The following is a 20,641-nucleotide window of genomic DNA, read 5'->3' as shown; positions in this document are numbered from 1 at the left end:
CTACGGACGTACGCCCACGGCGACGCCCATCACCTCGCGGGCGTGCCGGGACGGCGTCAGGCCGAGACGCCAGGCCTGCCAGCCGTCGTCCAGGTCCACCCCGCGGTTCAGGACCACCCGGAAGGCCTCGGCGCAGTCCTCCAGCTGGGCGTCGCGCAGCGGGTGGGCGGCCTCCACCAGATCGGCCAGCTCCTGCTGCGCCACCGCCGTGCCCACCTCGCTGCCGCCCGGTGAGGCGTACGGCAGCAGGGTGCACCGCAGGAACGCCGCCCAGTCGCCGCCCCGGGCATCGCCGTACGAGGCGAACAGGGTGATCGCCTCGCCGCAGAGCTCCAGCGCCTGGGCGGCGCGGTTGTTCCCGCCGTCGACCAGGGCCAGTTCCAGGCAGGTCCAGGCCTCGCCGTGCGGCACCCCGATCCGCCGGAAGTCGGCCCGGGCGTCCACCAGGAGCTGCCGGGCGAAGCCGGAGTTGCGCAGGTTGCCGGTCTGCGCGGCCCGCTGGTCACGGGTGACGCGCCCCGAGTGGTGGCGGGCGCAGGCCAGTCCGTACACGTCCCGCATCCGGGAGAACATCGTGCGGGCCCGCTCCAGCTCCCGTACCGCCTGATCCGTGTCGCCGTCCTCCTCCAGCGCCTGCCCGAGGTAGTACCGCGTCCACGCCTCGCCCCGCGCGTCCTCGTTGCCCCGGTGCCGGGCGAGGGCGCCGCGCAGCTGCTCCACGGCCGGAGCCGTCTCGCCGTCGAGCAGCCGGGCGCGGGCCAGCTGGGTCAGGGCCCAGGCCTCCCCGCGCTCGTCCCGGGTGCGCCCGTACAGGTCCAGCGCGGCGGACAGCTCCTCCTGGGCCCTGGCGACCTCGCCGAGGCGCAGACAGACCTGGCCGAGCTGGAAGTGCGACCAGGCCTCGCCGTGCAGCGACTCGCCCTCGCGGTGCAGGGCCAGCGCCGTGTCCAGCAGGGTGAGGGCCTCGGGCAGATTGGCCCGGTCGCGCTCCACGGCCGCCAGGGCGTGCAGCGACCAGGCCCGGTCCTCGGCCTGCTCCGGGGATGCCTGAAGCGCCAGCGCCTCCCGCAGCCGGGCCGACGCCTCGGTGAGATTGCCCTGGTGGTGCAGGGTGATGCCCAGCGAGCAGAGCGCCAGCGCGGCGCCCGCGTCGTTCTGTGCCTCGCGGTAGAGGCCGACGACCGAGGACAGCGTGGTGCGGGCCTTGTCGAGCTCGCCGAGCTGCCGGGCCGCGATCCCCGTACGCCACTGCACCGAGCGCTCCAGCAGCCCCTGGTCGACGGCCTGCGTCAGCTCGCTGATCTCACCGAGCCGGTAGAGGTCGCCGCGCAGCAGGCAGTAGTCGCAGAGCGCGCCCAGCAGATGGAGCACCGCCGCCTGGTCGACGCCCTCGGCGTGCCGCAGCGCGGAGGTGATGAAGCTGGACTCGTCGTCCAGCCAGCGCAGGGCGGCGTCCAGCGAGCTGAAGCCGTGCGAGCCGAACTGCCCCGCGCGGGTGGACATCTTGCCGTCGACCATGCGGATCACGGCGTCGGCGAGCTCCGCGTAGTTCTGGATGAGGCGTTCCTGCGCGGCCGTACGGTCGGCCGCGGGCTCCTCGTCGAGCAGCCGGGCCAGCGCGAAGTCCCGTACGAGGTCGTGCAGCCGGTAGCGGGTGCCCCGCACATGCACCAGGAGCCCGGCCCGGGCCAGCAGCTCCAGCAGCCGGCCGGCCTCCTGCTCGTCCGAGGAGAGCAGCGACGCCGCCGCCGCGGCCCCGAGACTCGCCCGGCCGGCCAGGGCGAGCCGGCGCAGCAGCCGGCGGGCCGCCTCGGACTGGTCGGTGTAGCGCAGCCAGAGGGCCCGCTCGACGGGCGCGACCGGGCCGTACGCCCCGAGGGCGGCGGCGAGTTCGGCACGAGAGCGCGCGCCGAGCGCGGAACCCACGACCCGCAGCGCGAGCGGCAGCCCGCCGCACAGCTCGACGACGGTGTCCGTCGACGGGTAGTCGTACGGACCGGTCTCCATAGGGGCCTCCCCTGCTCGAGCGGAGTCGAGAGCTTGGGGAACGAGGGCCGACTCCCGCAGCACCTCCTCGGCGCCCGCCGCGTCCAGACCGCCGACCGGCAGCTGGTACACCCGGGCCGGGATGTCCTCGGGCAGCTCCAGCGGTTCGCGGGACGTGACCAGGACCAGGCTGTCGGAGCGCTCGGGGACCAGCGTGCGGACCTGGGCGGCGTCCGTGGCGTCGTCCAGGACGATCGTGACGGGCGTACCCGTCAGATGCTGGTGGTAGAGCTCGCTCAGGCGCCGCACCTGCTGCTCGGCGGACGACCTCTCCCGGAAGAGCAGCTGCTCGCGCGGCGCACCCAGCCGGTTGAGCAGGTGCAGCAGGGCGTCCCGGGTCGGCAGCGGCGTCTCGCCGGAGACACCGCCCCGCAGGTCCACCACGCACGCCCCGCGGAACTGGTCCTTCAGCGCGTGCGCGGCCCGTACGGCGAGTGTGGTGCGCCCGGACCCCGGGGTGCCGTGCAGGACGACCACGGTCGGCCGGGTCTCGGTCGCCGCGCGGGCCGCGTGCACCCACTGGGCGATCTGCGCCAGTTCGGTGCGGCGGCCCGCGAACGGACCGTCGGCGGCGGGCAGATGGCCGAAGGACTGTTCGAGGAGTGAGCGGGTGCGTGCGGCTGCGCTGCGGTCACCGCCGCGCAGCTGCGCCACCACCGAGGCGCCGGCCTTCTTGGGCTTACGGGTGGAGGCGGTCAGCATGCGCTGCTGGTCGAGGAACGGGCGGATGCCCCGTACCTCCAGGGCCGTCAGCCACTCCAGCCGCAACTGCTCGGGTCCGCCCGGCTGGTTCCGCTCGCCCGCCCTGCGATGGGCCGCGGGCCAGTGCGAGGCGGTCACCCGCGCCACCGTCGCGGTCGTCCCGGCGGCGGCGACGACCGCGCCCGCGCCCAGCGCGAGCCCGGCAGCGGTGCCGAGCGCCAGATCCGCGCCGAAGGCGGCCGCCGCGGCAACACCCGTCACCAGCAGGGGAGTTCCGAGGGTCGCCCGGCTGAAGCGCGCCGACAGCGGCTGCTGGCCCGCCCCCGCCGCGTCCAGCGCCCGGGTGTACGCGGCGTACTCGTCGGCCGCGCCCGCCGCCATGGTGTCGAGCGCGCCCCGCGCCCGCGCCAGCAGCGCCCCGGAGTCCGTCCTGCCCCCTGTCCGCCGTGCCTCTTCCTCCACGGCACGTACCAACAGCCGTTCGGCTTCCGCCCGATGGCTGTCCCGCATGCGTCCCCCTCGTTGCGCGCGTCGCCGGCCGCGACCGGATCCGTTCGTGTGGACCCCCCAGTCTCCAGGGTCCGGTGCCCCGGCGACAGGGCGTCTGCGAGACTGCGCGCCGACAGCCGTACGGATGCGGAGCGCAGGAACATGGACGACCGTGGCACCACCGGCCGGACGCGGAACGGCGCCGCCGCGGGCCGGCACCGGGCGCAGGACACCGTGGACACACGGTCCGACGCCCTGCTGACGGCTGAGATACGCGACGGCGGAGACGCCGGGGCGACCGCCGAGCTCTACCGCCGCCACGCCCCCGCCGTCCTGCTGTACGCCCGGAGTTGCTGTCGCGACCCGCACACCGCGGAGGACCTCGCCTCGGAGGCGTTCGCCCGTACGGTGCGGGCCGTACGCGACGGGAAGGGGCCCGCCGAGGCGTGGCGCCCCTACCTGCTGGCCGTCGTCCGCCACACCGCCGCCGACTGGGCCGACCAGGCCCGCAGGGTGGACCTCACGCCCGGCTTCGGGACATGGGCGGACTCCGCCGCCGCGCGGCGCCGGGGCGGGGAGCCGGTGAGCGGCGAAACGGGCGGCGAGGAACACGTGCTGCGCGCGGAGGACGGCGGCCTGGTCGCCGCCGCCTTCCGCGCCCTGCCCGAACGGTGGCGTGCCGTGCTCTGGCACTCCGTCGTGGAGGAGGAGCCCGCCGCGAAGGTGGGAACCCAGCTGGGCCTCACCCCGAGCGGGGTGGCCTCGCTGACCGCGCGCGCCCGGGAGGGGCTGCGGGAGGCGTACCTGGCGGCGCACGCCGTCCAGGGCGCGGCCGACGAGGAGTGCCGCAGGTGCGGCGACCGGCTGGCGGCGGCGGTACGGCGCACCCGTCCGCGCCGCGACCCCCTGCTGGACCGTCACCTGGAGCGGTGCGGGCGGTGCCGCCGGGCGGCCCATGACCTGACCGACCTGAACCAGCGGCTGCGTACGGTGCTTCCGGTGGCGGTGCTGCTGTTCGGCGGCCCGGCCTACCTGGAGGCCCGCGCGGCGGCCACGGTCGCGGAGGCGTCCGGGCAGGCCACGGCCGGCGGCGGCGTGGCGGGGGCGAAGGCCGGCCTGCTCGCCGTGGGCGCCGTGGCGGTGCTGCTCGGCGGCTGGGCGCTCCGGCCGGGCGGCGAGGAGCCCCTGCAGGAGCGCCCCTCACCCGCGGCGAGCGCCACGGCGGCGCTCGTCGCACCCCGGGCCCAGCTGTCCCCGCCCGCGAGCCCGTCCGCCTCGTCCTCCACTTCACCTTCCGCTTCCCCGTCGCGCACGGCGAGCACCCCGGCGGCCCCGGAGCCCGGGGCGCCGGCCCTGGGCGCCCCCGGCACCCTGCGGTTCGTGTCCACCGGCGGCTGTCTGGAGATCGCGGCGGGGCCCGGCGCCCGGCCCGTGGAGGCCGCGTGCGGCGGCGGTGCGGGGCAGCGGTGGGTGCTGCTGGAACCGTACGAGGGAGACCGGGCGCGGACCCAGGTGCGGAACGAGGCGAGCGGGCTGTGCCTGACGCGTTCGGGGTCCACGGAGGACCACGCGCCGGTCGACCAGCGGGCCTGTGACCCGGCGCGGGAGACCCAGCTCTGGAATCTGTGGGCGGACGCCGCGAAGGGCGAGGCGGCCCTGCGGGACGCGGACGGCACCCGGTATCTGGGCCTCGTCGAGTGGGCCAGGGCGGACAAGGACCAGGCCCACGGGGCGTCGGTCGGCACCACGCGGTACTACTACGGATCGGCCTCCATGAGGTTCCGCTTCGAGCCCGCGATGCTGTCCGGGCAGTAGCCCCGTAACACTCAAGGTAAAGAAAGGGCAAAGCGGCGGGACGGGTTCCAGGGCCCGCCCTCCTTTTCCGGCGGAAGCGTTTCCGAAGGAAAAAGGACCCCATGAAGACATCCGCCCTTGGCCGCATCGCCCTGGCCGCCGGCGTCGCCGCACTCACCGCCGGCGCCCTCCCCGCCACGGCGCACGCGGACGACAGCAAGGTCGAGAGGAAGACCCTCCCCGTCATGGTGGAGTTCAGCGACGCGTCGTTCCAGGACGCGGACGCCGTGAAGGCGGGCACCCCCGACACCTACTTCGGTACGGGGAAGGACTCGCTGGCCTCGTTCTTCACCGAGGTGTCGCGCGGGCAGTACACGACGGTCCCCGCCGTCGAGGAAGGCGTCGTCGGCCCGGTCACCCTGCCGATGACCGCCGCGGGCTGCGACCACAACCGGATCAACACGCTGACCCGGGAGGCGCTGGCCGCCCAGGGCCTGGTGATGGGCGAGGACTACGAGAGCCTGTCCGTCATCTTCCCCGCGCAGAAGACCGGCTGCGCCTGGGCCGGTCTGGGCTCCGTCCCCGGCCCGTACACCTGGATCAACCTGTACGGCACGGCCGGCGGACTGGGCGTGCTCGGCCACGAGTTCGGGCACAACCTGGGCCTCGGGCACCAGGGCCGCTCGATGTGCACCGACGGCGACCTGGTCGACTGCACCTCCAACGGCACCAGCGCCAAGTCGCTGATGGGCGGCGGCGGTCCGGCCGCGGGCTTCTCCGCACCCGAGATGATCCGGGCCGGCTGGCTCTCCGGCAGCGAGGCCGTCAAGGTCGACGCGTCGGGCACGTACACCCTGCGGTCGCTGCACGGCGCGGGCGAGGGGACGCGCGCCCTGGACATACCGATGGGTGAGGACCGGCTCGTCGTCGAGTACCGCCACGCCGCGGGCACCCTGGACGGCGCCATCGAGGGCGTGCACGCCTACCGCGTGCCCAAGGGCGCGTACGGTTCCTCCTCGCTGATCGACATGACGGAGGCCAACAAGACCCTCGCCAACGACGCCGCGACCGACGCCGACGCGATCACCGCCGTCACCGACACGGCGAGCAAGGTCTCCGTGGCGGTCGTGTCCTCCGGGGGTGGAAAGGCCACGGTGAAGGTCTCCCTCGACGGCGAGAAGCTCACCTCCGGGCCCTCCGCCGGGAAGACCACGGACGCGAACCCGGCCCCGGCCCCGGCCCCGGAACACACCGGCTCGGACACCGACGCGGGCGACGGCGCGGTGGACGCCACCGAGGTCAGGAGCGGCGGCTCGGCCCCGGCCGAGGACACCACCGACCTCGCGGCCACCGGCGGCGGCTCGAACACCGCCCCGCTGGCGGCGACGGGCACCCTCCTGGTGGCCGCAGGCGCGGGCGCCCTGGTGATGATGCGCCGCCGCAGGCGCGCCTGACCCGCGCCCCGTGCGTCCTGTCCGGCTCTTCGCATCGGGGCAGCCGGACGGGACGTACGGGGGCATGGGCGACGCCCGCCCCGAGCCGTCCCAAGGGTTGCTCCTGCTCGGCGAGTTGTGCCCGGCGGCGAGCGGTTCGTCCGCCGTGTGACGGGGCGGAAGCGCAGTTCCGCCAGGCGGGGCAGCGCCCGTGCGGGCCTCATCGGCCGGGAGGGGGATTGTGAGAGGCTGGATCGCATGAACCGGCTGGCTGGCGTGACCTCGCCTTATCTGCTTCAGCATGCTGACAACCCGGTCGACTGGTGGCCGTGGTCGCCCGAAGCCTTCGAGGAGGCCCGCAGGCGGGACGTGCCGGTGCTGCTCAGCGTCGGGTACGCCAGCTGCCACTGGTGCCACGTGATGGCCCACGAGTCGTTCGAGGACACGGCCGTCGCCGAGTACCTCAACGCGCACTTCGTGCCGGTGAAGGTCGACCGCGAGGAGCGGCCCGACGTCGACGCCGTGTACATGGAGGCCGTGCAGGCCGCGACCGGTCAGGGCGGCTGGCCGATGACCGTGTTCCTGACCGCCGACGCCGAACCCTTCTACTTCGGCACGTACTTCCCGCCCGAGCCGCGCCACGGCATGCCCGCCTTCCGGCAGGTCCTCGAAGGGGTCGTCGCCGCCTGGTCCGACCGGCGCGAGGAGGTCGCCGAGGTCGCCGGGCGTATCGTCCGCGACCTCGCCGGGCGCTCCCTGGCCGCCGGCGAGGGGGGCCTGCCGGGCGAGGCGGAGCTGGCGCAGGCCCTGTTGCGGCTCACCCGTGACTACGACGAGAAGCACGGCGGATTCGGGGGCGCGCCCAAGTTCCCGCCGTCCATGGTCATCGAGTTCCTGCTGCGCCACCACGCCCGTACGGGGGCCGAGGGCGCCCTGCAGATGGCCGCCGACAGCTGCGCGGCCATGGCCCACGGCGGGATCTACGACCAGCTCGGCGGCGGCTTCGCCCGGTACTCCGTGGACCGGGAATGGATCGTCCCGCACTTCGAGAAGATGCTCTACGACAACGCGCTGCTCTGCCGCGTGTACGCCCACCTCTGGCGCGCCACCGGCTCGGACCTGGCGCGCCGGGTGGCCCTGGAGACGGCCGACTTCATGGTCCGCGAGCTGCGGACCGCGGAGGGCGGCTTCGCCTCCGCGCTGGACGCCGACAGCGAGGACGCGCAGGGGCGCCATGTCGAGGGCGCCTTCTACGTGTGGACGCCCGCCCAGCTGCGCGAGGTGCTGGGGGAGGAGGACGCCGGCTTCGCCGCCGGGTACTTCGGGGTGACCGAGGAGGGCACCTTCGAGGAGGGCTCCTCCGTGCTGCGGCTCATGCGGGACGCCGAGCCGGACGAGGAGGCCCGGGTCGCCGGCGTACGGGCCCGGCTGCTGGCCGCGCGTGAGCTGCGGGCCCGCCCCGAGCGGGACGACAAGATCGTCGCCGCCTGGAACGGGCTGGCGATCGCCGCGCTGGCCGAGACCGGGGCGTACTTCGACCGCCCGGATCTGATCGAGCGGGCCACCGAGGCCGCCGACCTGCTCGTACGGGTGCACATGGGCGAGGCCGCCCGGCTGTGCCGCACGTCGAGGGACGGCCGCGCCGGGGACAACTCCGGGGTCCTGGAGGACCACGGCGATGTCGCCGAAGGGTTCCTCACGCTCGCCTCCGTCACCGGCGAGGGCGCCTGGCTGGACTTCGCAGGCTTTCTGTTGGACATCGTGCTGGAGCGCTTCACCGGCGAGGACGGACAGCTCTTCGACACCGCCGATGACGCGGAGCGGCTGATCCGCCGCCCCCAGGACCCCACCGACAGCGCCACCCCGGCCGGCTGGACCGCCGCCGCCGGTGCGCTGCTCTCGTACGCCGCGCACACCGGTTCCGAGGCGCACCGCACCGCGGCCGAGCGCGCCCTCGGCATCGTCGGGGCGCTCGGCCCGAAGGCGCCCCGCTTCATCGGCTGGGGCCTCGCGGTCGCCGAAGCCCTGCTGGACGGCCCGCGCGAGGTCGCGGTGGCCGGTCCCGTCGGCGGGGAGCTGCACCGGACGGCGCTGCTGGGGCGGGCGCCCGGCGCGGTCGTCGCGGCGGGCGAGGAGGCGGACGCGGGCACCGAGTTCCCGCTGCTGGTGGACCGGCCGCTGGTGGGCGGCGAGCCGACCGCGTACGTCTGCCGGCACTTGGTCTGCGACGCGCCGACGACGGACGCGGGGGAGCTGGCCGCGAAGCTCGGCGGCTGACGGACGCACGCGGGTACGCGCAGCGCGCGGGTACGGCGAAGGGCCCGGCCGTGGTGGCCGGGCCCTTCGCCGTACGCGGTCGGGTCACTGCTGGTAGGCGACCAGGGAGATGCCGACGTAGTGCACGATGAACGCCGCCAGCGTCAGCGAGTGGAACACCTCGTGGAAGCCGAACCAGCGCGGCGACGGGTTGGGGCGCTTGATCCCGTAGATGACACCGCCCGCGCTGTAGAGCAGCCCGCCGACGACGACGAGGACCAGCACGGCGATGCCGCCCGCCCGCATGAAGTCCGGCAGGAAGAACACCGCGGCCCAGCCCATGGCGATGTAGCACGGGGTGTAGAGCCAGCGCGGGGCGCCGACCCAGAACACGCGGAACGCGATGCCGGCCGCCGCGGCGCCCCAGATCGCCCACATGAGCGGACGGCTGGTGGACTCCGGCAGCAGGAGGAGTGTCAGCGGCGTATAGGTGCCCGCGATGATCAGGAAGATGTTGGCGTGGTCGAGCCTGCGCAGCACGGCCTCGCCCCGCGGGCCCCAGGTGCCCCGGTGGTAGACCCCGCTCACACCGAAGAGCAGACAGGCGCTGAGTACGTAGACCGCGCAGGCGACCCGGGCGCGTGTGCTGTCGGCCAGGGCGATCAGCGTGATTCCGGCGATGACGACCGCGGGGAACATCCCGGCGTGCAGCCACCCGCGCATCCGTGGTTTGACCGGGACGGGGTCGGTGAGCTCGACGGGTCCGGACCCGGAGGCGGCAGAAGTCATATTGGCATGCTACCTACGCTCCCGTAGGTAGGGCTGCCCGCCTCATATCAGTGGCGATGCTCACGTGTGCGGCCCTCTGGACATATGGGCGGGATGGTCGGATGATCAAATGAGTGCGGTCGGCACCGGATGAGCGCCAGGGGAATTCGAAGGGGTCAGCATCCGGGTCGCAGCCCCCACGGGGCCGGACAACACACCCTCTCTCCAAGGAGCGATCGTGGCGCGAGACATCGCGGCTCCCCTCACTGTTCCCACTCGGCACCAGGAGCTCGTCTCCTGGGTGGACGAGATCGCCGCCCTCACCCAGCCGGACCGTGTGGTCTGGTGCGACGGTTCCGAGGCCGAGTACGAGCGCCTGTGCGAGGAGCTCGTCGCCAAGGGCACCTTCACCGAGCTCGACCCGGTCAAGCGCCCCAACTCGTACTACGCCGCCTCCGACCCGAGCGATGTCGCCCGCGTCGAGGACCGCACCTTCATCTGCTCCGAGAAGGAGGAGGACGCGGGCCCGACCAACCACTGGAAGGCCCCCGCCGAGATGCGGGAGATCTTCACGGGCGAGAAGGGCGTCTTCCGCGGCTCCATGCGCGGTCGCACGATGTACGTCGTCCCGTTCTGCATGGGCCCCGTCGGCTCCCCGCTCTCCGCGATCGGCGTCGAGATCACCGACTCCGCGTACGTCGCCGTCTCCATGCGCACCATGACGCGCATGGGCCAGGAGGTCCTGGACGAGCTCGGCACCGACGGCTTCTTCGTGAAGGCCGTCCACACGCTGGGCGCGCCGCTGGAGGAGGGCCAGGACGACGTGCCGTGGCCGTGCAACTCCACCAAGTACATCTCGCACTTCCCCGAGGACCGTGAGATCTGGTCCTACGGCTCCGGCTACGGCGGCAACGCCCTGCTCGGCAAGAAGTGCTACGCCCTGCGCATCGCCTCCGTCATGGCCCGTGACGAGGGCTGGCTCGCCGAGCACATGCTGATCCTCAAGCTGACGCCGCCGCGCGGTGAGTCGAAATACGTCGCCGCCGCCTTCCCCAGCGCCTGCGGCAAGACCAACCTCGCCATGCTGGAGCCCACGATCTCCGGCTGGACCGTCGAGACCATCGGCGACGACATCGCCTGGATGCGGTTCGGCGAGGACGGCCAGCTGTACGCGATCAACCCGGAGGCCGGGTTCTTCGGCGTCGCGCCCGGCACCGGCGAGCACACCAACGCCAACGCCATGAAGACCATGTGGGGCAACTCCGTCTTCACGAACGTCGCGCTCACCGACGACGGCGACGTGTGGTGGGAGGGCATGACCGAGGAGCCCCCGGCGCACCTCACGGACTGGAAGGGCAACGACTGGACCCCGGAGTCCGGGACGCCCGCCGCCCACCCCAACGCCCGCTTCACCGTCCCGGCCGGGCAGTGCCCGATCATCGCGCCGGAGTGGGAGGACCCGAAGGGCGTGCCGATCTCGGCGATCCTCTTCGGCGGCCGCCGCGCCTCCGCCGTCCCGCTGGTCACGGAGTCCTTCACCTGGCAGCACGGCGTCTTCCTCGGCGCCAACGTCGCCTCCGAGAAGACCGCCGCCGCCGAGGGCAAGGTCGGCGAGCTGCGCCGCGACCCCTTCGCCATGCTGCCGTTCTGCGGCTACAACATGGGCGACTACATGAAGCACTGGGTCGAGGTCGGCGCCGACAAGGCCGACCAGTCGAAGCTCCCGAAGATCTACTACGTCAACTGGTTCCGCAAGAACGACGCGGGCAAGTTCGTGTGGCCCGGCTTCGGCGAGAACAGCCGCGTCCTCAAGTGGATCGTCGAGCGGCTGGAGGGCAGGGCCGAGGGCGTCGAGACCCCCATCGGCATCCTGCCGGCCAAGGGCTCGCTGGACACCGAGGGCCTGGAGCTCTCCGAGTCCGACCTCGACTTCCTGCTCACTGTGGACAAGGAGGTCTGGCGTGAGGAGGCCGCACTGATCCCCGAGCACCTCAACACCTTCGGCGACCACACACCGAAGGAGCTGTGGGACGAGTACCGCGCGCTGGTCCGGCGCCTGGGCTGACCCACTCCCGAACCCCGCGGCCGGGCCTTCCGACATCCGCCCTGACCTGTGGGGTCAACGGCCCGCCGCGGCATGGCACCCGGAGCCCCCTCATGGCTCCGGGTGCCGCTTTCGTGCGGTGCGCGTCTCACGTGCAGGGCACCGGGATGCGCCCCGGGTGCCGGGGCGCCCGGGCAGGTGTGTGGCACCCGGTCCACGCGTCTTCGCGACCCGTGGACCGGGGCCGTCAGGGGGCGCCGACCAGGACGGTCGGCGCGGTGGGGACGGACAGGGCCGCGGCGTGCGCGTCCATGGCCTCGGCCGCGAGGATCGCCACGGCGGTGTCCGCGCGGGACGCGGCCACCACGAGGACCCGGCCCGCGAGGGCGTGGGCGCGGCGGTGCAGAGCGGCCGGGGACGCCTCGCTCCGGCCCGCGTGCCGCGCGGGCGGCGCCGAGCGCAGCCGGGCGACCTGCCCGGCGATGCGGTCGCCCATGGCGTCGAGCCCCAGCTCGTCGGTGACGGCGAGCAGGGCCGAGAGATGCCCGGCGAGCTGGATGTCCAGCTCGTCCTCGCGGCTGCGGTGGGGGAAATCGGCGTCGTCGGCCGATGTGTGGACCGACTTGGTGCGGATCGGCTCGTACATGGATGGCCTCCTGATCGTGCAGTAGAGCCATCCTATCTTGGATTCAGTCTAAAGTTGTGTCGGATCCGAAGATCTTGGTGGCTCTTCGTCGCTCAGGGCTGGCTGTAACCGTCCAGGAAGTTGCCGATCCGCGTCATCGCGTCCGTCAGATCCTTGGCCGGCGGCAGCGTGACCACCCGGAAGTGATCGGGATCCGGCCAGTTGAAGCCCGTACCCTGCACCACCATGATCTTCTCGGCCCGCAGCAGGTCCAGGACCATCTGCCGGTCGTCCTTGATCTTGAACACCTTCGGGTCGAGCCTCGGGAAGAGGTACAGCGCACCCTTCGGCTTCACACAGGTCACCCCGGGGATCTGCGTCAGCAGGTCGTACGCCACGTCCCGCTGCTCCAGGATCCGCCCGCCCGGCAGCACCAGCTCGTTGATCGACTGCCGGCCGCCGAGCGCGGTCGCCACCGCGTGCTGCGCGGGCATGTTGGCGCAGAGCCGCATGTTCGCCAGGATCGTCAGGCCCTCGATGTACGAGGAGGCGTGCGCCTTCGGGCCGCAGACCGCCATCCAGCCCGAGCGGTACCCCGCGATCCGGTAGTTCTTCGAGAGCCCGTTGAAGGTCAGCACCATCAGATCGGGGGCGATGGCGGCGGTCGGGGTGTGCGTCGCGCCGTCGTAGAGGATCCGGTCGTAGATCTCGTCGGAGCAGACGACCAGGTTGTGGCGCCGGGCGATCTCCGTCAGCCCGCGCAGCATCTCGTCGTCGTACACCGCGCCGGTCGGGTTGTTCGGGTTGATGATCACGAGCGCCTTGGTGCGGTCCGTGATCTTCCGCTCGATGTCCGCGAGGTCGGGCATCCAGTCGGCCTGCTCGTCGCACCGGTAGTGCACCGCCGTACCGCCGGCCAGCGAGACCGAGGCCGTCCACAGCGGGTAGTCCGGGGCGGGGACGAGCACCTCGTCACCGTCGTCGAGCAGCGCCTGCATCGACATCTGGATCAGCTCGGAGACGCCGTTGCCCAGGTAGATGTCCTCGACGTCGAGGTCGATCCCCTTGGTCTGGTAGTGCTGCATCACCGCGCGGCGCGCGGACAGCAGGCCCTTGGCGTCGCCGTAGCCGTGCGCCCCGGAGAGGTTGCGCAGGATGTCCTCGAGGATCTCCGGCGGACATTCGAACCCGAACGCCGCGGGGTTGCCCGTGTTGAGCTTGAGGATGCGATGACCTGCGGCTTCGAGCCGCATCGCTTCCTCGAGCACGGGGCCGCGGATTTCGTAACAGACGCCGGCGAGCTTCGTGGACTGGATGACCTGCATGTCTGCGAGCTTACGGCCGTGTTTCCCGCACTGCGCCCGGTTCGCGCACCGGTTGCTCCCTCCGGGGGTGCGCTCCGGCGCGCCGGGTCTTCCATCGGCATGCCGCCCCGCCCGCGGACCGTGGGAACGGCCGGTCGCGGCGGGGCCACGGCTTGGAATCCGGGCGTGGGCGGCGGAGCCGGGTGAGATGCGCCACGAACGCCGGCCCGCCCCGGTCAGCCGGGCAGCACGGTCCCCTCGGGGAGGCGTACGCCGAAGTCCTCGGCCAGCACCCGCACCACCTCGGCGGAGTCGCTCAGCTCCCGCTCCGTGACCGTGCCGTCGTCGGCGGTCTCCACCAGCGTCCGCCCGGACAGGGCCCGGTGCAGGCCCGGCAGGGTGCGCTGGGCGTACAGCGCCTGCCGGAACGGCGAGCGCGGGTTCGTCGCGATGTGCCAGTTGATGACGTCGTAGTCCGGGGCCTCGAAGGGCTCCAGGGTGAACTCGTACTGCGGCTCCCAGTAGCCGCCCTTGTCCGCCTGCAGCTCCCACATCTCCAGCGGCCCGTCGTGCGGGGCGTGCACGAGCCGGTGGCGGCGCGGGGTGTCGAGCAGCTCGGCGTCCACCACCAGCGGGATCGGCTCCAGCAGCGCACCGTGCGACCCGAAGCCGACATCGGCCAGCCACGGGGTGGACTCACCCTCCACGTCCACCTGCATCAGCATGTGCGTACGGGGCCTGATGTCACCGGGCGCGGCACCCAGCACCACCCGCGCGGTCAGCAGCGTCACCCGGAACCCGAGCTGGGTGAGGACGGCGGCGAGAAGGGTGTTGTGCTCGTAGCAGTACCCGCCGCGCTCACTGCGGACGAGCTTCCTCTCCAGGTCGGGGAGCGCGAGGGACGGGGCGCTGCCGAGGAGAGGCTCCAGATTCTCGAACGGGATGCCCAGCATGTGGGCGCGGTGCACGGACCGCAGTACCTCCACGGTGGGGCGGCGGTCCGTGTCTCCCGCCCGGCCGATGCGGGCGAAATAGGCGTCGAGGTCGAGTGTCATACCGTTCCTATTCAGTGAGCAGGAATGGGTCTTGTACCCATTCCTGCTCACTGCGGACATCCCGAACGGTGTTGGATGCGCTGGGTTGCCGCTTTCGCGTCCCGTTCGGTGACACGCCTCCAGGGGCGTGGTCCGCTGCGGGCGGGCGGGTTCCCTCACGCCCTCGTGCACCTGGTTGGGCCTGGACGGTCCGATGCCCCGCACGATCACTCCGGTCCTGTGGGGGCGGTGCCGTCCGACGCCGGACCGGGTGTCCGAGAGCGCGTCGCCCGACAGCGATACCGGCGGCATCGTGACGGGACATTCTCCGACGCGGGGTGGCCAGTGGCTTATGCCAGTGCTGTCCACCCCACATCGAGGTGTAAGCGGGGTCGACCGCGATGATCGCGAGCCCGTGTTCGGCGGCCATGGAGACCAGGCGGGCTTTGAGTTTCCCGGTCGGGATGCCGGAGATCAGCTGCCGGAACTTCTTACGACGGCCGTGTTTCTCCCGCGTCTTCTCGGCGGTGAAGTCGAGGTCCTCGATGGCGATCGCTGCCACCCCGCTCTGTGTGGCCCAGTGCAGGAGGCGGGTGAGGGCGTGGCGGAGTTGGGCGTCGCGGTGTGTGGTGGTGCCGGACAGGTCGTAGCCGAAGCGGTGCGGCTCGCCGACCGGGTTCCCGTGCTTGTCGAGGCGGTAGGCGGCGAAGTGGTCGGCGTTGGTGTCCACACCGATCACGCCCTTGGCCCGGGCCGCCTCCAGCGACACGGTCGGTATGGTGGGGCGTTGCCAGGACGCGGTCAGATACCAGCGCCCACGCTCGGTGTCGTAGTGGATGCGGTAAGCGACAGCCTGGTTCGCTTCGACGCGGTCAGCCCACTCCACACCCCGATGCGCGAGCCCGACCGCGCCCGTCAGGATGTAGCGGCCCTGCGGGGCGTTGGCCAGATGAGCCAGCGGGGCGGGCAGCTTGATGCTGACCAGGCCGTCCGGGGTGACACGGATCGTCTCGTTCCCGAACCGCTTCCCCGACTCACCGTCCGCCGCCAGAAACCAGCGTTCCGCCTCCCACCGCTGAAGCCACTCGTCCTCGGTGAGCCCGGCCTCGGCCAGATGGTGGCGGGTGGTGAGCAGGTGTTTCCCGCCCCGCACCACCCGCACCCGGCCGGCCTGCCAGTCCGCCACTGCGGCGGTGTGTCGTGCTTCCAGGGCGGTGAGGCGACGCGATTTCTGGAACCACTCACGCCGGGACCGGTAGCCGCCGGCCGCACGCTTGGTGCCCTTCTGCCCGATGGGGAGGGACAGTCGGTGCCTGAGGGTCTTGATCCCGGCTTCCAGCGAGCGGATGTGGGCGGCCTGGCAGCGGCGGGCGAGCGCCCACTGGGCGTGCGTGGCCTTCGTGATCGCCCCGGCGATCCTTGACGACGACACCGACGTCAGCTCGCGCTTACGGGCCGCCCACGACTCCGCACTGTGATCCAGGCCCTGCGCACATCGGGTCTTGAGGTCGCGGGAGGCGAGCGCACCTTGATGCGCCCCCACCGCCCGCAGGACCTCTTCGTCCAGGGGTGTCAGGTGCTTGAGACGGTCCCGTACCGCCACCCCGGAAGGACCCGGCACCACGAACGACGCCGCCAACTCCCGCACACCACCCACCACCACACCCCCACCCCGAAGCCGTACCGACTGCCACCCAGCACAACGAACCACCACCACCAAGGTCACCCATACGACCCAAGAACACCCGTTCCCGACCTCCACCCACCCAACCGGACTCACCCCCAGGCCCAACAACTCACTCCTGCACGCTCAAAGGCCAGCAGCTCATAACCCCCTCACCGCCCATAGTTGATCGTCCCGGCTTGATTCCGACCCTTGTGCACCCCCTCTCCGTACGCAAACATGCGCATGTCAAAAACCGGAAGAACTCCGGTCACATGCAACACGGAGGGGACCCCCCACATGAAGAAGCCTCTCATCGGTGCGCTTTTTGCTGTCCTGTTCCTCGGCGCGGGCATCGCACCCGCAACCGCGGCCACCGGCCAGGACACCGCCGACGTCCGGGTGAAGGCCGTCGATCTCGCCGGGACCGTCGCGCTCAGCAACTGTTCCGGATCGGTCGTGCGGGCACCGTCCTCGCTCCCCGACGACCCGGCCCTCGTCCTGTCCAACGGGCACTGCCTGGAGTCCGGTTTCCCCGCCCCCGGCAAGGTCGTCCTCGACCAGGCCTCGACCCGGAGCTTCACCCTGCTGAACGGGGCGGGCAGCGGCGTCGGCACCCTGCGCGCCGACAAGGTCGCGTACGGCACGATGACCGACACGGACGTCTCGCTCTACCGGCTCACCAGCACGTACGCCCAGATCGAGAGCAGCTACGGCATCGAGGCCCTGGAGCTCGACGCAGGGCGCCCGGCGCAGGGCACCGCCATCACGGTCGCCTCGGGCTACTGGAAGCGCACGTACAGCTGCGCCGTCGACGGGTTCGCCTACCGGCTCAAGGAAGGCGCCTGGACCTGGAAGGACTCGGTCCGCTACACCTCCGCCTGCCAGACCATCGGCGGCACGTCCGGCTCCCCGGTGATCGACGACGCGACCGGCAAGGTGGTCGCCGTCAACAACACCGGTAACGAGGACGGGCAGGAGTGCACGGACAACAACCCGTGCGAGGTCGACGAGAACGGCGCCGTGACCGTACGCGAGGGCATCAACTACGCCCAGCAGACCTACGGCATCGTGCCCTGCATCGGCAGCGGCAACGAGATCGACCTGGACCTGGCCGGGTGCGCGCTGCCCAAGCCGTGACCGGGGCGGGGCGGCCTCCGGGGAACGGCAGGATCCTGCCTCCCGGTTGGCAGGAGGCTGCCTCGCTCGGCCGTCCCGCACGGGTGCCCCGGGTGCCAGACTGACGGCTGTTCACCCGGGACGCCCCAGCTGTACGGGGACTGGGGCGCCGGGCGGGTTGCGAGGAAACATGATGCGTGTGATCTTCGGCGGTACTCGTGGAGCCATGGCGGGAGCGGCTCTGGTGGTCCTCACGCTGGCCGGGTCGTCCTGGGTGGCGGCCGGTCAGGCGGGCGGTGCGGACAGGGGCGTACGGCAGGTGGCCGACTCCCCCTGGGACGACCCCTGCCGGGGCCCGATCAACGGGTGGCAGGGGAAGCCGCCCGTCAGCTGCCCCGGCACGTGACGGACCGGCGCCAGGACTGACAGGACCGACAGGACCGACAGGCCGTCGGCAACCCGGTACGTCCGGAAGCCGGCGGCCCTCAGATCCAGTTGCGTTCGCGGGCGAGCAGTGCCGCGTGGGCCCGGTTCTCCGCGCCCAGCAGCTGCATCAGGTCCGAGATGTGGCGGCGGTAGGTGCGCAGGGCGATGCCCGCCTCGCGGGCGCCGATCTCGTCCTTGCCGACCGTGCACATCAGGCGCAGCACCTTCGCCTGGATCTCGGTGGGCCCGGGGCCGTCCGCGCCGTCGCGCTGCCCGGCCAGGGCGGCGAAGTCCTCCGCCCCCGCCCAGAGCCGCTCGAAGTTGTTGACGACGGTGGTGACGATGCCCTCCTCCTGGGAACACAGCGCCCCCTTGGCCGTGTTGCCGGGGTCCAGCGGCACCAGCGCGGTGTGCCGGTCGTAGACGAGCATGAGCTCGTCCAGCTCGTCCAGGACCCTGATCCGCGCACCCGCCGCGGTGAGTTCCTGGAGGTAGGCGAGGGTCGGCCCGTCCTCCATGGCGACCCGGCGGATCAGACTGCGGCAGCTGACACCACGGCGCAGGCAGCGCAGGTCCAGGGGCCGGGAGTTCTCGATGTTCTCGGGTGTGAGCGCGTCGTAGGGCTCGGCGGCGAGCACTTCCTCCCGGGCGAAGAACGCCAGCTCGTCCAGGCGCGTACGGATCGCCTCCAGGCCGGTGATCCGCTCGACGGGCTTCTCGTCGTCCTCCGGCTCCGGTTCGGGGATCTCCCGCCCCAGCGAGTCCACGAGGGGGCGGAGATGGGTCAGCGAGCGGATGTCGTCGTACAGCTCCTCCAGTCGCTGTTCGGCGAGGCGGGCCACCACGAGCTCGGGCTCACAGGCCCGGGTCTGGCCGTCGACCTGCTGGATGATCTTCAGCTCGCGCAGTCTCCGGATGGACCGGCGGGTCGGCTCGGCCTCGTGGCGGAGCAGGACGTGGATCTCGTCCACCTCGATGCCGGGGTTGCGGAGCAGATGCCGGTAGATGTCTTCCTCGATGTGCGACAACCCGAGTACGAGCATTTTGTGCTCAGGCAATGGGGACACTCCGTTGTGAACCGGTCCGGTGCGACCGAGTGATCTCCAGGTCTTCGACGGAGTGTAGGAGCGGCGTGACTCCCTGGTAAAGCATCCGCGGCCCGTGGTGGGGGGACCGGGACCGGATGCGAACCGTTCGTGGACATAAGCGAGTTGGGGTCGTGACGTACCTCGGCCCGCCGGGGTCGGGGCCGGCGGGCCGAGGTGGCTGGGTGCCCGGGGCGGCGGCGGTCTCAGGCCCGGGGGGCGCCCGTGCCGCGTACCGACCGGCCCGCCAGGACGGAGGTCCGCCTGCCGTCCTCGATGACGAACCGGCCGTCGATCAGGACGTGCGGGATGCCGACGGGGAGGGTGCGGGGCTCATCGAAGGTCGACCCCGCGGCCACCGTGGCGGGGTCGAAGAGGACCAGGTCCGCGCGGTAGCCCTCGCGGACGTACCCGCGGTCGGGCAGCCGCAGCCGGGCCGCCGGCCGGGACGTGAGGTGGGCGACGCACTCCTCCAGCGAGAGGATGCCCAGCTCCCGGACGTACCGCCCGAGGTACTGGGGGAACGTGCCGTACGCGCGGGGGTGCGGCTTGTCGCCCTGGAGGATGCCGTCGCTGCCGCCGGTGTGGACCCGGTGGCGCATGATCTGCCGGACGTTGTCCTCGTGGCCGACGTGCTGGAGGATCGTCGTGCCCAGCCGGTCCTCGACGAGCAGCCGGCGGGCCGTCACCCAGGGCTCCTCGCCGCGCAGCCGGGCCGACTCGGCCACCGTACGGCCGACGTATCCGGCGAGTTCGGGGGAGCCTACGCCCGAGATCTCGATCCGGTCCCACTCGATCGGGACGCCGTGGCAGCCGTCGGACCCCACGACCTCGACGTCGTGACGCATCCGCTCCGCCGTCGCCTCGTCGGCGAGGCGGGTCAGGACCGACTCCGGGCCGCCCTCGTTGGCCCAGCTGGGCAGCATCGCCACGAGGGTGGTGCAGCCCGGCGTGTACGGATAGGTGTCGAGCGTGATGTCCGACCCCGACGCGAGCGCGTCGTCCAGGAGGGCCAGCAGCTCGGGCGCCTTGCCCTTGTTCACACCGAAGTTCATCGTGGCGTGGGCGAGATGGAGGGCGCACCCGGCGTCGCGGGTGAGCTGCACCATCTCCTCGTACGCCTGGAGGGCTCCCGCCCCGTACGAGCGGTGGTGCGGGCAGTAGTAGCCGCCGTGCTCCGCCACCACCCGGCACAGCTCGGTGAGTTCGGCGTCCTTCGCGTACATCCCGGGGGTGTACGTCAGGCCGGAGGACATGCCGACCGCGCCCTCGGCCATGCCCTGGGCGACGAGCTCCCTCATGCGGTCCAGCTCGGCGTCGGTGGCGGGGCGGTCGTCCCAGCCGACGGCGAGCATCCGGACGGTGCCCTGCGGGATGAGGTAGGCGGCGTTGACGGCGATGCCCTGGCCGCCGAAGTTGCGGTCGAGGCGGTCCAGATAGCCGCCGACGGTGCGCCAGTCGAAGTCGATGTCGCTGCCGTCGCCGTTCCACCCGGCGATGGAGCGGCGGACCTCGGCGAGAGTGCGGTCGTCGGCGGGGGCGTAGGACAGGCCGTCCTGGCCGAGGACCTCCAGGGTGACGCCCTGGGCGGCCTTCGCGCTGTGGTCGGGGTCGCGCAGCAGGGCCAGGTCGCTGTGCGCGTGCATGTCGATGAAGCCCGGCGCGAGCGCGAGGCCGTCGGCGTCCAGGGTGCGGGTGGCGGCGGGGCGGGGGCCGTCGCCCTCCCCGCGGATCTCGGTGATCCGGCCGTCCGTGATGCCGATGTCGGCGCGGTAGGCGGGGGTGCCGGTGCCGTCGACGACGGTCGCGTGGCGAATAGCCAGGTCCATGGGTGCAGCTCGCCTTTCAGAGGT

General features: G+C 72.4%; 14 protein-coding genes. 6 read left to right on the top strand and 8 right to left on the bottom strand.

What is annotated here, in order from left to right; translation table 11 throughout:
• Complete coding sequence (locus tag JKV81_RS17370; RefSeq protein ID WP_202076684.1) at window positions 1-3,258, bottom strand: tetratricopeptide repeat protein; 3,258 nt, start codon at window positions 3,256-3,258, stop codon at window positions 1-3.
• 141 nt (window positions 3,259-3,399) lie between these two features.
• On the opposite strand from JKV81_RS17370, the gene JKV81_RS17365 reads away from it, so the two are divergent.
• The 3 genes from JKV81_RS17365 (at window position 3,400) to JKV81_RS17355 (ending at window position 8,741) form a co-directional block, all read left to right on the top strand.
• On the top strand, window positions 3,400-5,052 hold the full coding sequence (locus tag JKV81_RS17365; RefSeq protein ID WP_202076683.1) for a sigma-70 family RNA polymerase sigma factor: 1,653 nt from the start codon (window positions 3,400-3,402) through the stop codon (window positions 5,050-5,052).
• Window positions 5,053-5,153: 101 nt separating this feature from the next.
• Entirely contained in the window at window positions 5,154-6,485 is a 1,332-nt protein-coding gene (locus tag JKV81_RS17360) for an LAETG motif-containing sortase-dependent surface protein (RefSeq protein WP_202076682.1), read from the top strand.
• A 237-nt stretch (window positions 6,486-6,722) separates the two neighbouring features.
• Window positions 6,723-8,741, top strand: coding sequence for a thioredoxin domain-containing protein (locus JKV81_RS17355; RefSeq protein ID WP_202076681.1), 2,019 nt, complete (start codon window positions 6,723-6,725; stop codon window positions 8,739-8,741).
• An 84-nt stretch (window positions 8,742-8,825) separates the two neighbouring features.
• Here the strand turns inward: JKV81_RS17355 and trhA are convergent, their stop codons facing one another.
• The gene (trhA, locus tag JKV81_RS17350; protein ID WP_129265215.1) at window positions 8,826-9,509 is read right to left on the bottom strand and encodes a PAQR family membrane homeostasis protein TrhA; all 684 of its coding nucleotides are present in this window, start codon (window positions 9,507-9,509) and stop codon (window positions 8,826-8,828) included.
• A gap of 217 nt (window positions 9,510-9,726) precedes the next feature.
• On the opposite strand from trhA, the gene JKV81_RS17345 reads away from it, so the two are divergent.
• A complete protein-coding gene (locus JKV81_RS17345; RefSeq protein ID WP_202076678.1) occupies window positions 9,727-11,553 on the top strand; it encodes a phosphoenolpyruvate carboxykinase (GTP) in 1,827 nt (608 codons plus the stop codon).
• Between the two features lie 226 nt (window positions 11,554-11,779).
• Here JKV81_RS17345 and JKV81_RS17340 read toward each other — a convergent pair whose 3' ends face one another.
• The 4 genes from JKV81_RS17340 to JKV81_RS17325 all read right to left on the bottom strand — a co-directional run bounded on the left by JKV81_RS17340 (window position 11,780) and on the right by JKV81_RS17325 (window position 16,152).
• Window positions 11,780-12,178, bottom strand: coding sequence for an SCO4983 family protein (locus JKV81_RS17340; protein WP_129265217.1), 399 nt, complete (start codon window positions 12,176-12,178; stop codon window positions 11,780-11,782).
• A gap of 92 nt (window positions 12,179-12,270) precedes the next feature.
• Window positions 12,271-13,482 (bottom strand): pyridoxal phosphate-dependent aminotransferase, encoded by a 1,212-nt coding sequence (locus JKV81_RS17335; RefSeq protein ID WP_099174758.1) that lies wholly within the window; start codon window positions 13,480-13,482, stop codon window positions 12,271-12,273.
• Between the two features lie 215 nt (window positions 13,483-13,697).
• A complete protein-coding gene (locus tag JKV81_RS17330) occupies window positions 13,698-14,516 on the bottom strand; it encodes an arylamine N-acetyltransferase family protein (RefSeq protein WP_124274415.1) in 819 nt (272 codons plus the stop codon).
• A 7-nt stretch (window positions 14,517-14,523) separates the two neighbouring features.
• Window positions 14,524-16,152, bottom strand: coding sequence for a transposase (locus JKV81_RS17325; protein ID WP_202076708.1), 1,629 nt, complete (start codon window positions 16,150-16,152; stop codon window positions 14,524-14,526).
• A 306-nt stretch (window positions 16,153-16,458) separates the two neighbouring features.
• Between JKV81_RS17325 and JKV81_RS17320 the strand changes: the two genes are divergently transcribed.
• Both JKV81_RS17320 and JKV81_RS17315 read left to right on the top strand, forming a co-directional pair.
• Window positions 16,459-17,298: a S1 family peptidase gene (locus JKV81_RS17320; protein WP_129265221.1), complete on the top strand. Its 840-nt coding sequence runs from the start codon at window positions 16,459-16,461 to the stop codon at window positions 17,296-17,298.
• 169 nt (window positions 17,299-17,467) lie between these two features.
• The gene (locus tag JKV81_RS17315) at window positions 17,468-17,683 is read left to right on the top strand and encodes a hypothetical protein (RefSeq protein ID WP_129265222.1); all 216 of its coding nucleotides are present in this window, start codon (window positions 17,468-17,470) and stop codon (window positions 17,681-17,683) included.
• 79 nt (window positions 17,684-17,762) lie between these two features.
• On the opposite strand, the gene JKV81_RS17310 is transcribed toward JKV81_RS17315, so the two are convergent.
• The gene (locus tag JKV81_RS17310) at window positions 17,763-18,770 is read right to left on the bottom strand and encodes a helix-turn-helix transcriptional regulator (protein ID WP_307820565.1); all 1,008 of its coding nucleotides are present in this window, start codon (window positions 18,768-18,770) and stop codon (window positions 17,763-17,765) included.
• Between the two features lie 224 nt (window positions 18,771-18,994).
• Entirely contained in the window at window positions 18,995-20,617 is a 1,623-nt protein-coding gene (locus tag JKV81_RS17305) for an N-acyl-D-amino-acid deacylase family protein (protein ID WP_202076672.1), read from the bottom strand.
• Window positions 20,618-20,641 lie beyond the last annotated feature (24 nt).

This window comes from Streptomyces silvae, assembly GCF_016745505.1.
In the GTDB taxonomy this organism is placed as follows: Bacteria; Actinomycetota; Actinomycetes; order Streptomycetales; family Streptomycetaceae; genus Streptomyces; species Streptomyces silvae.
This window is presented reverse-complemented; position numbering and strand designations above follow the sequence as displayed.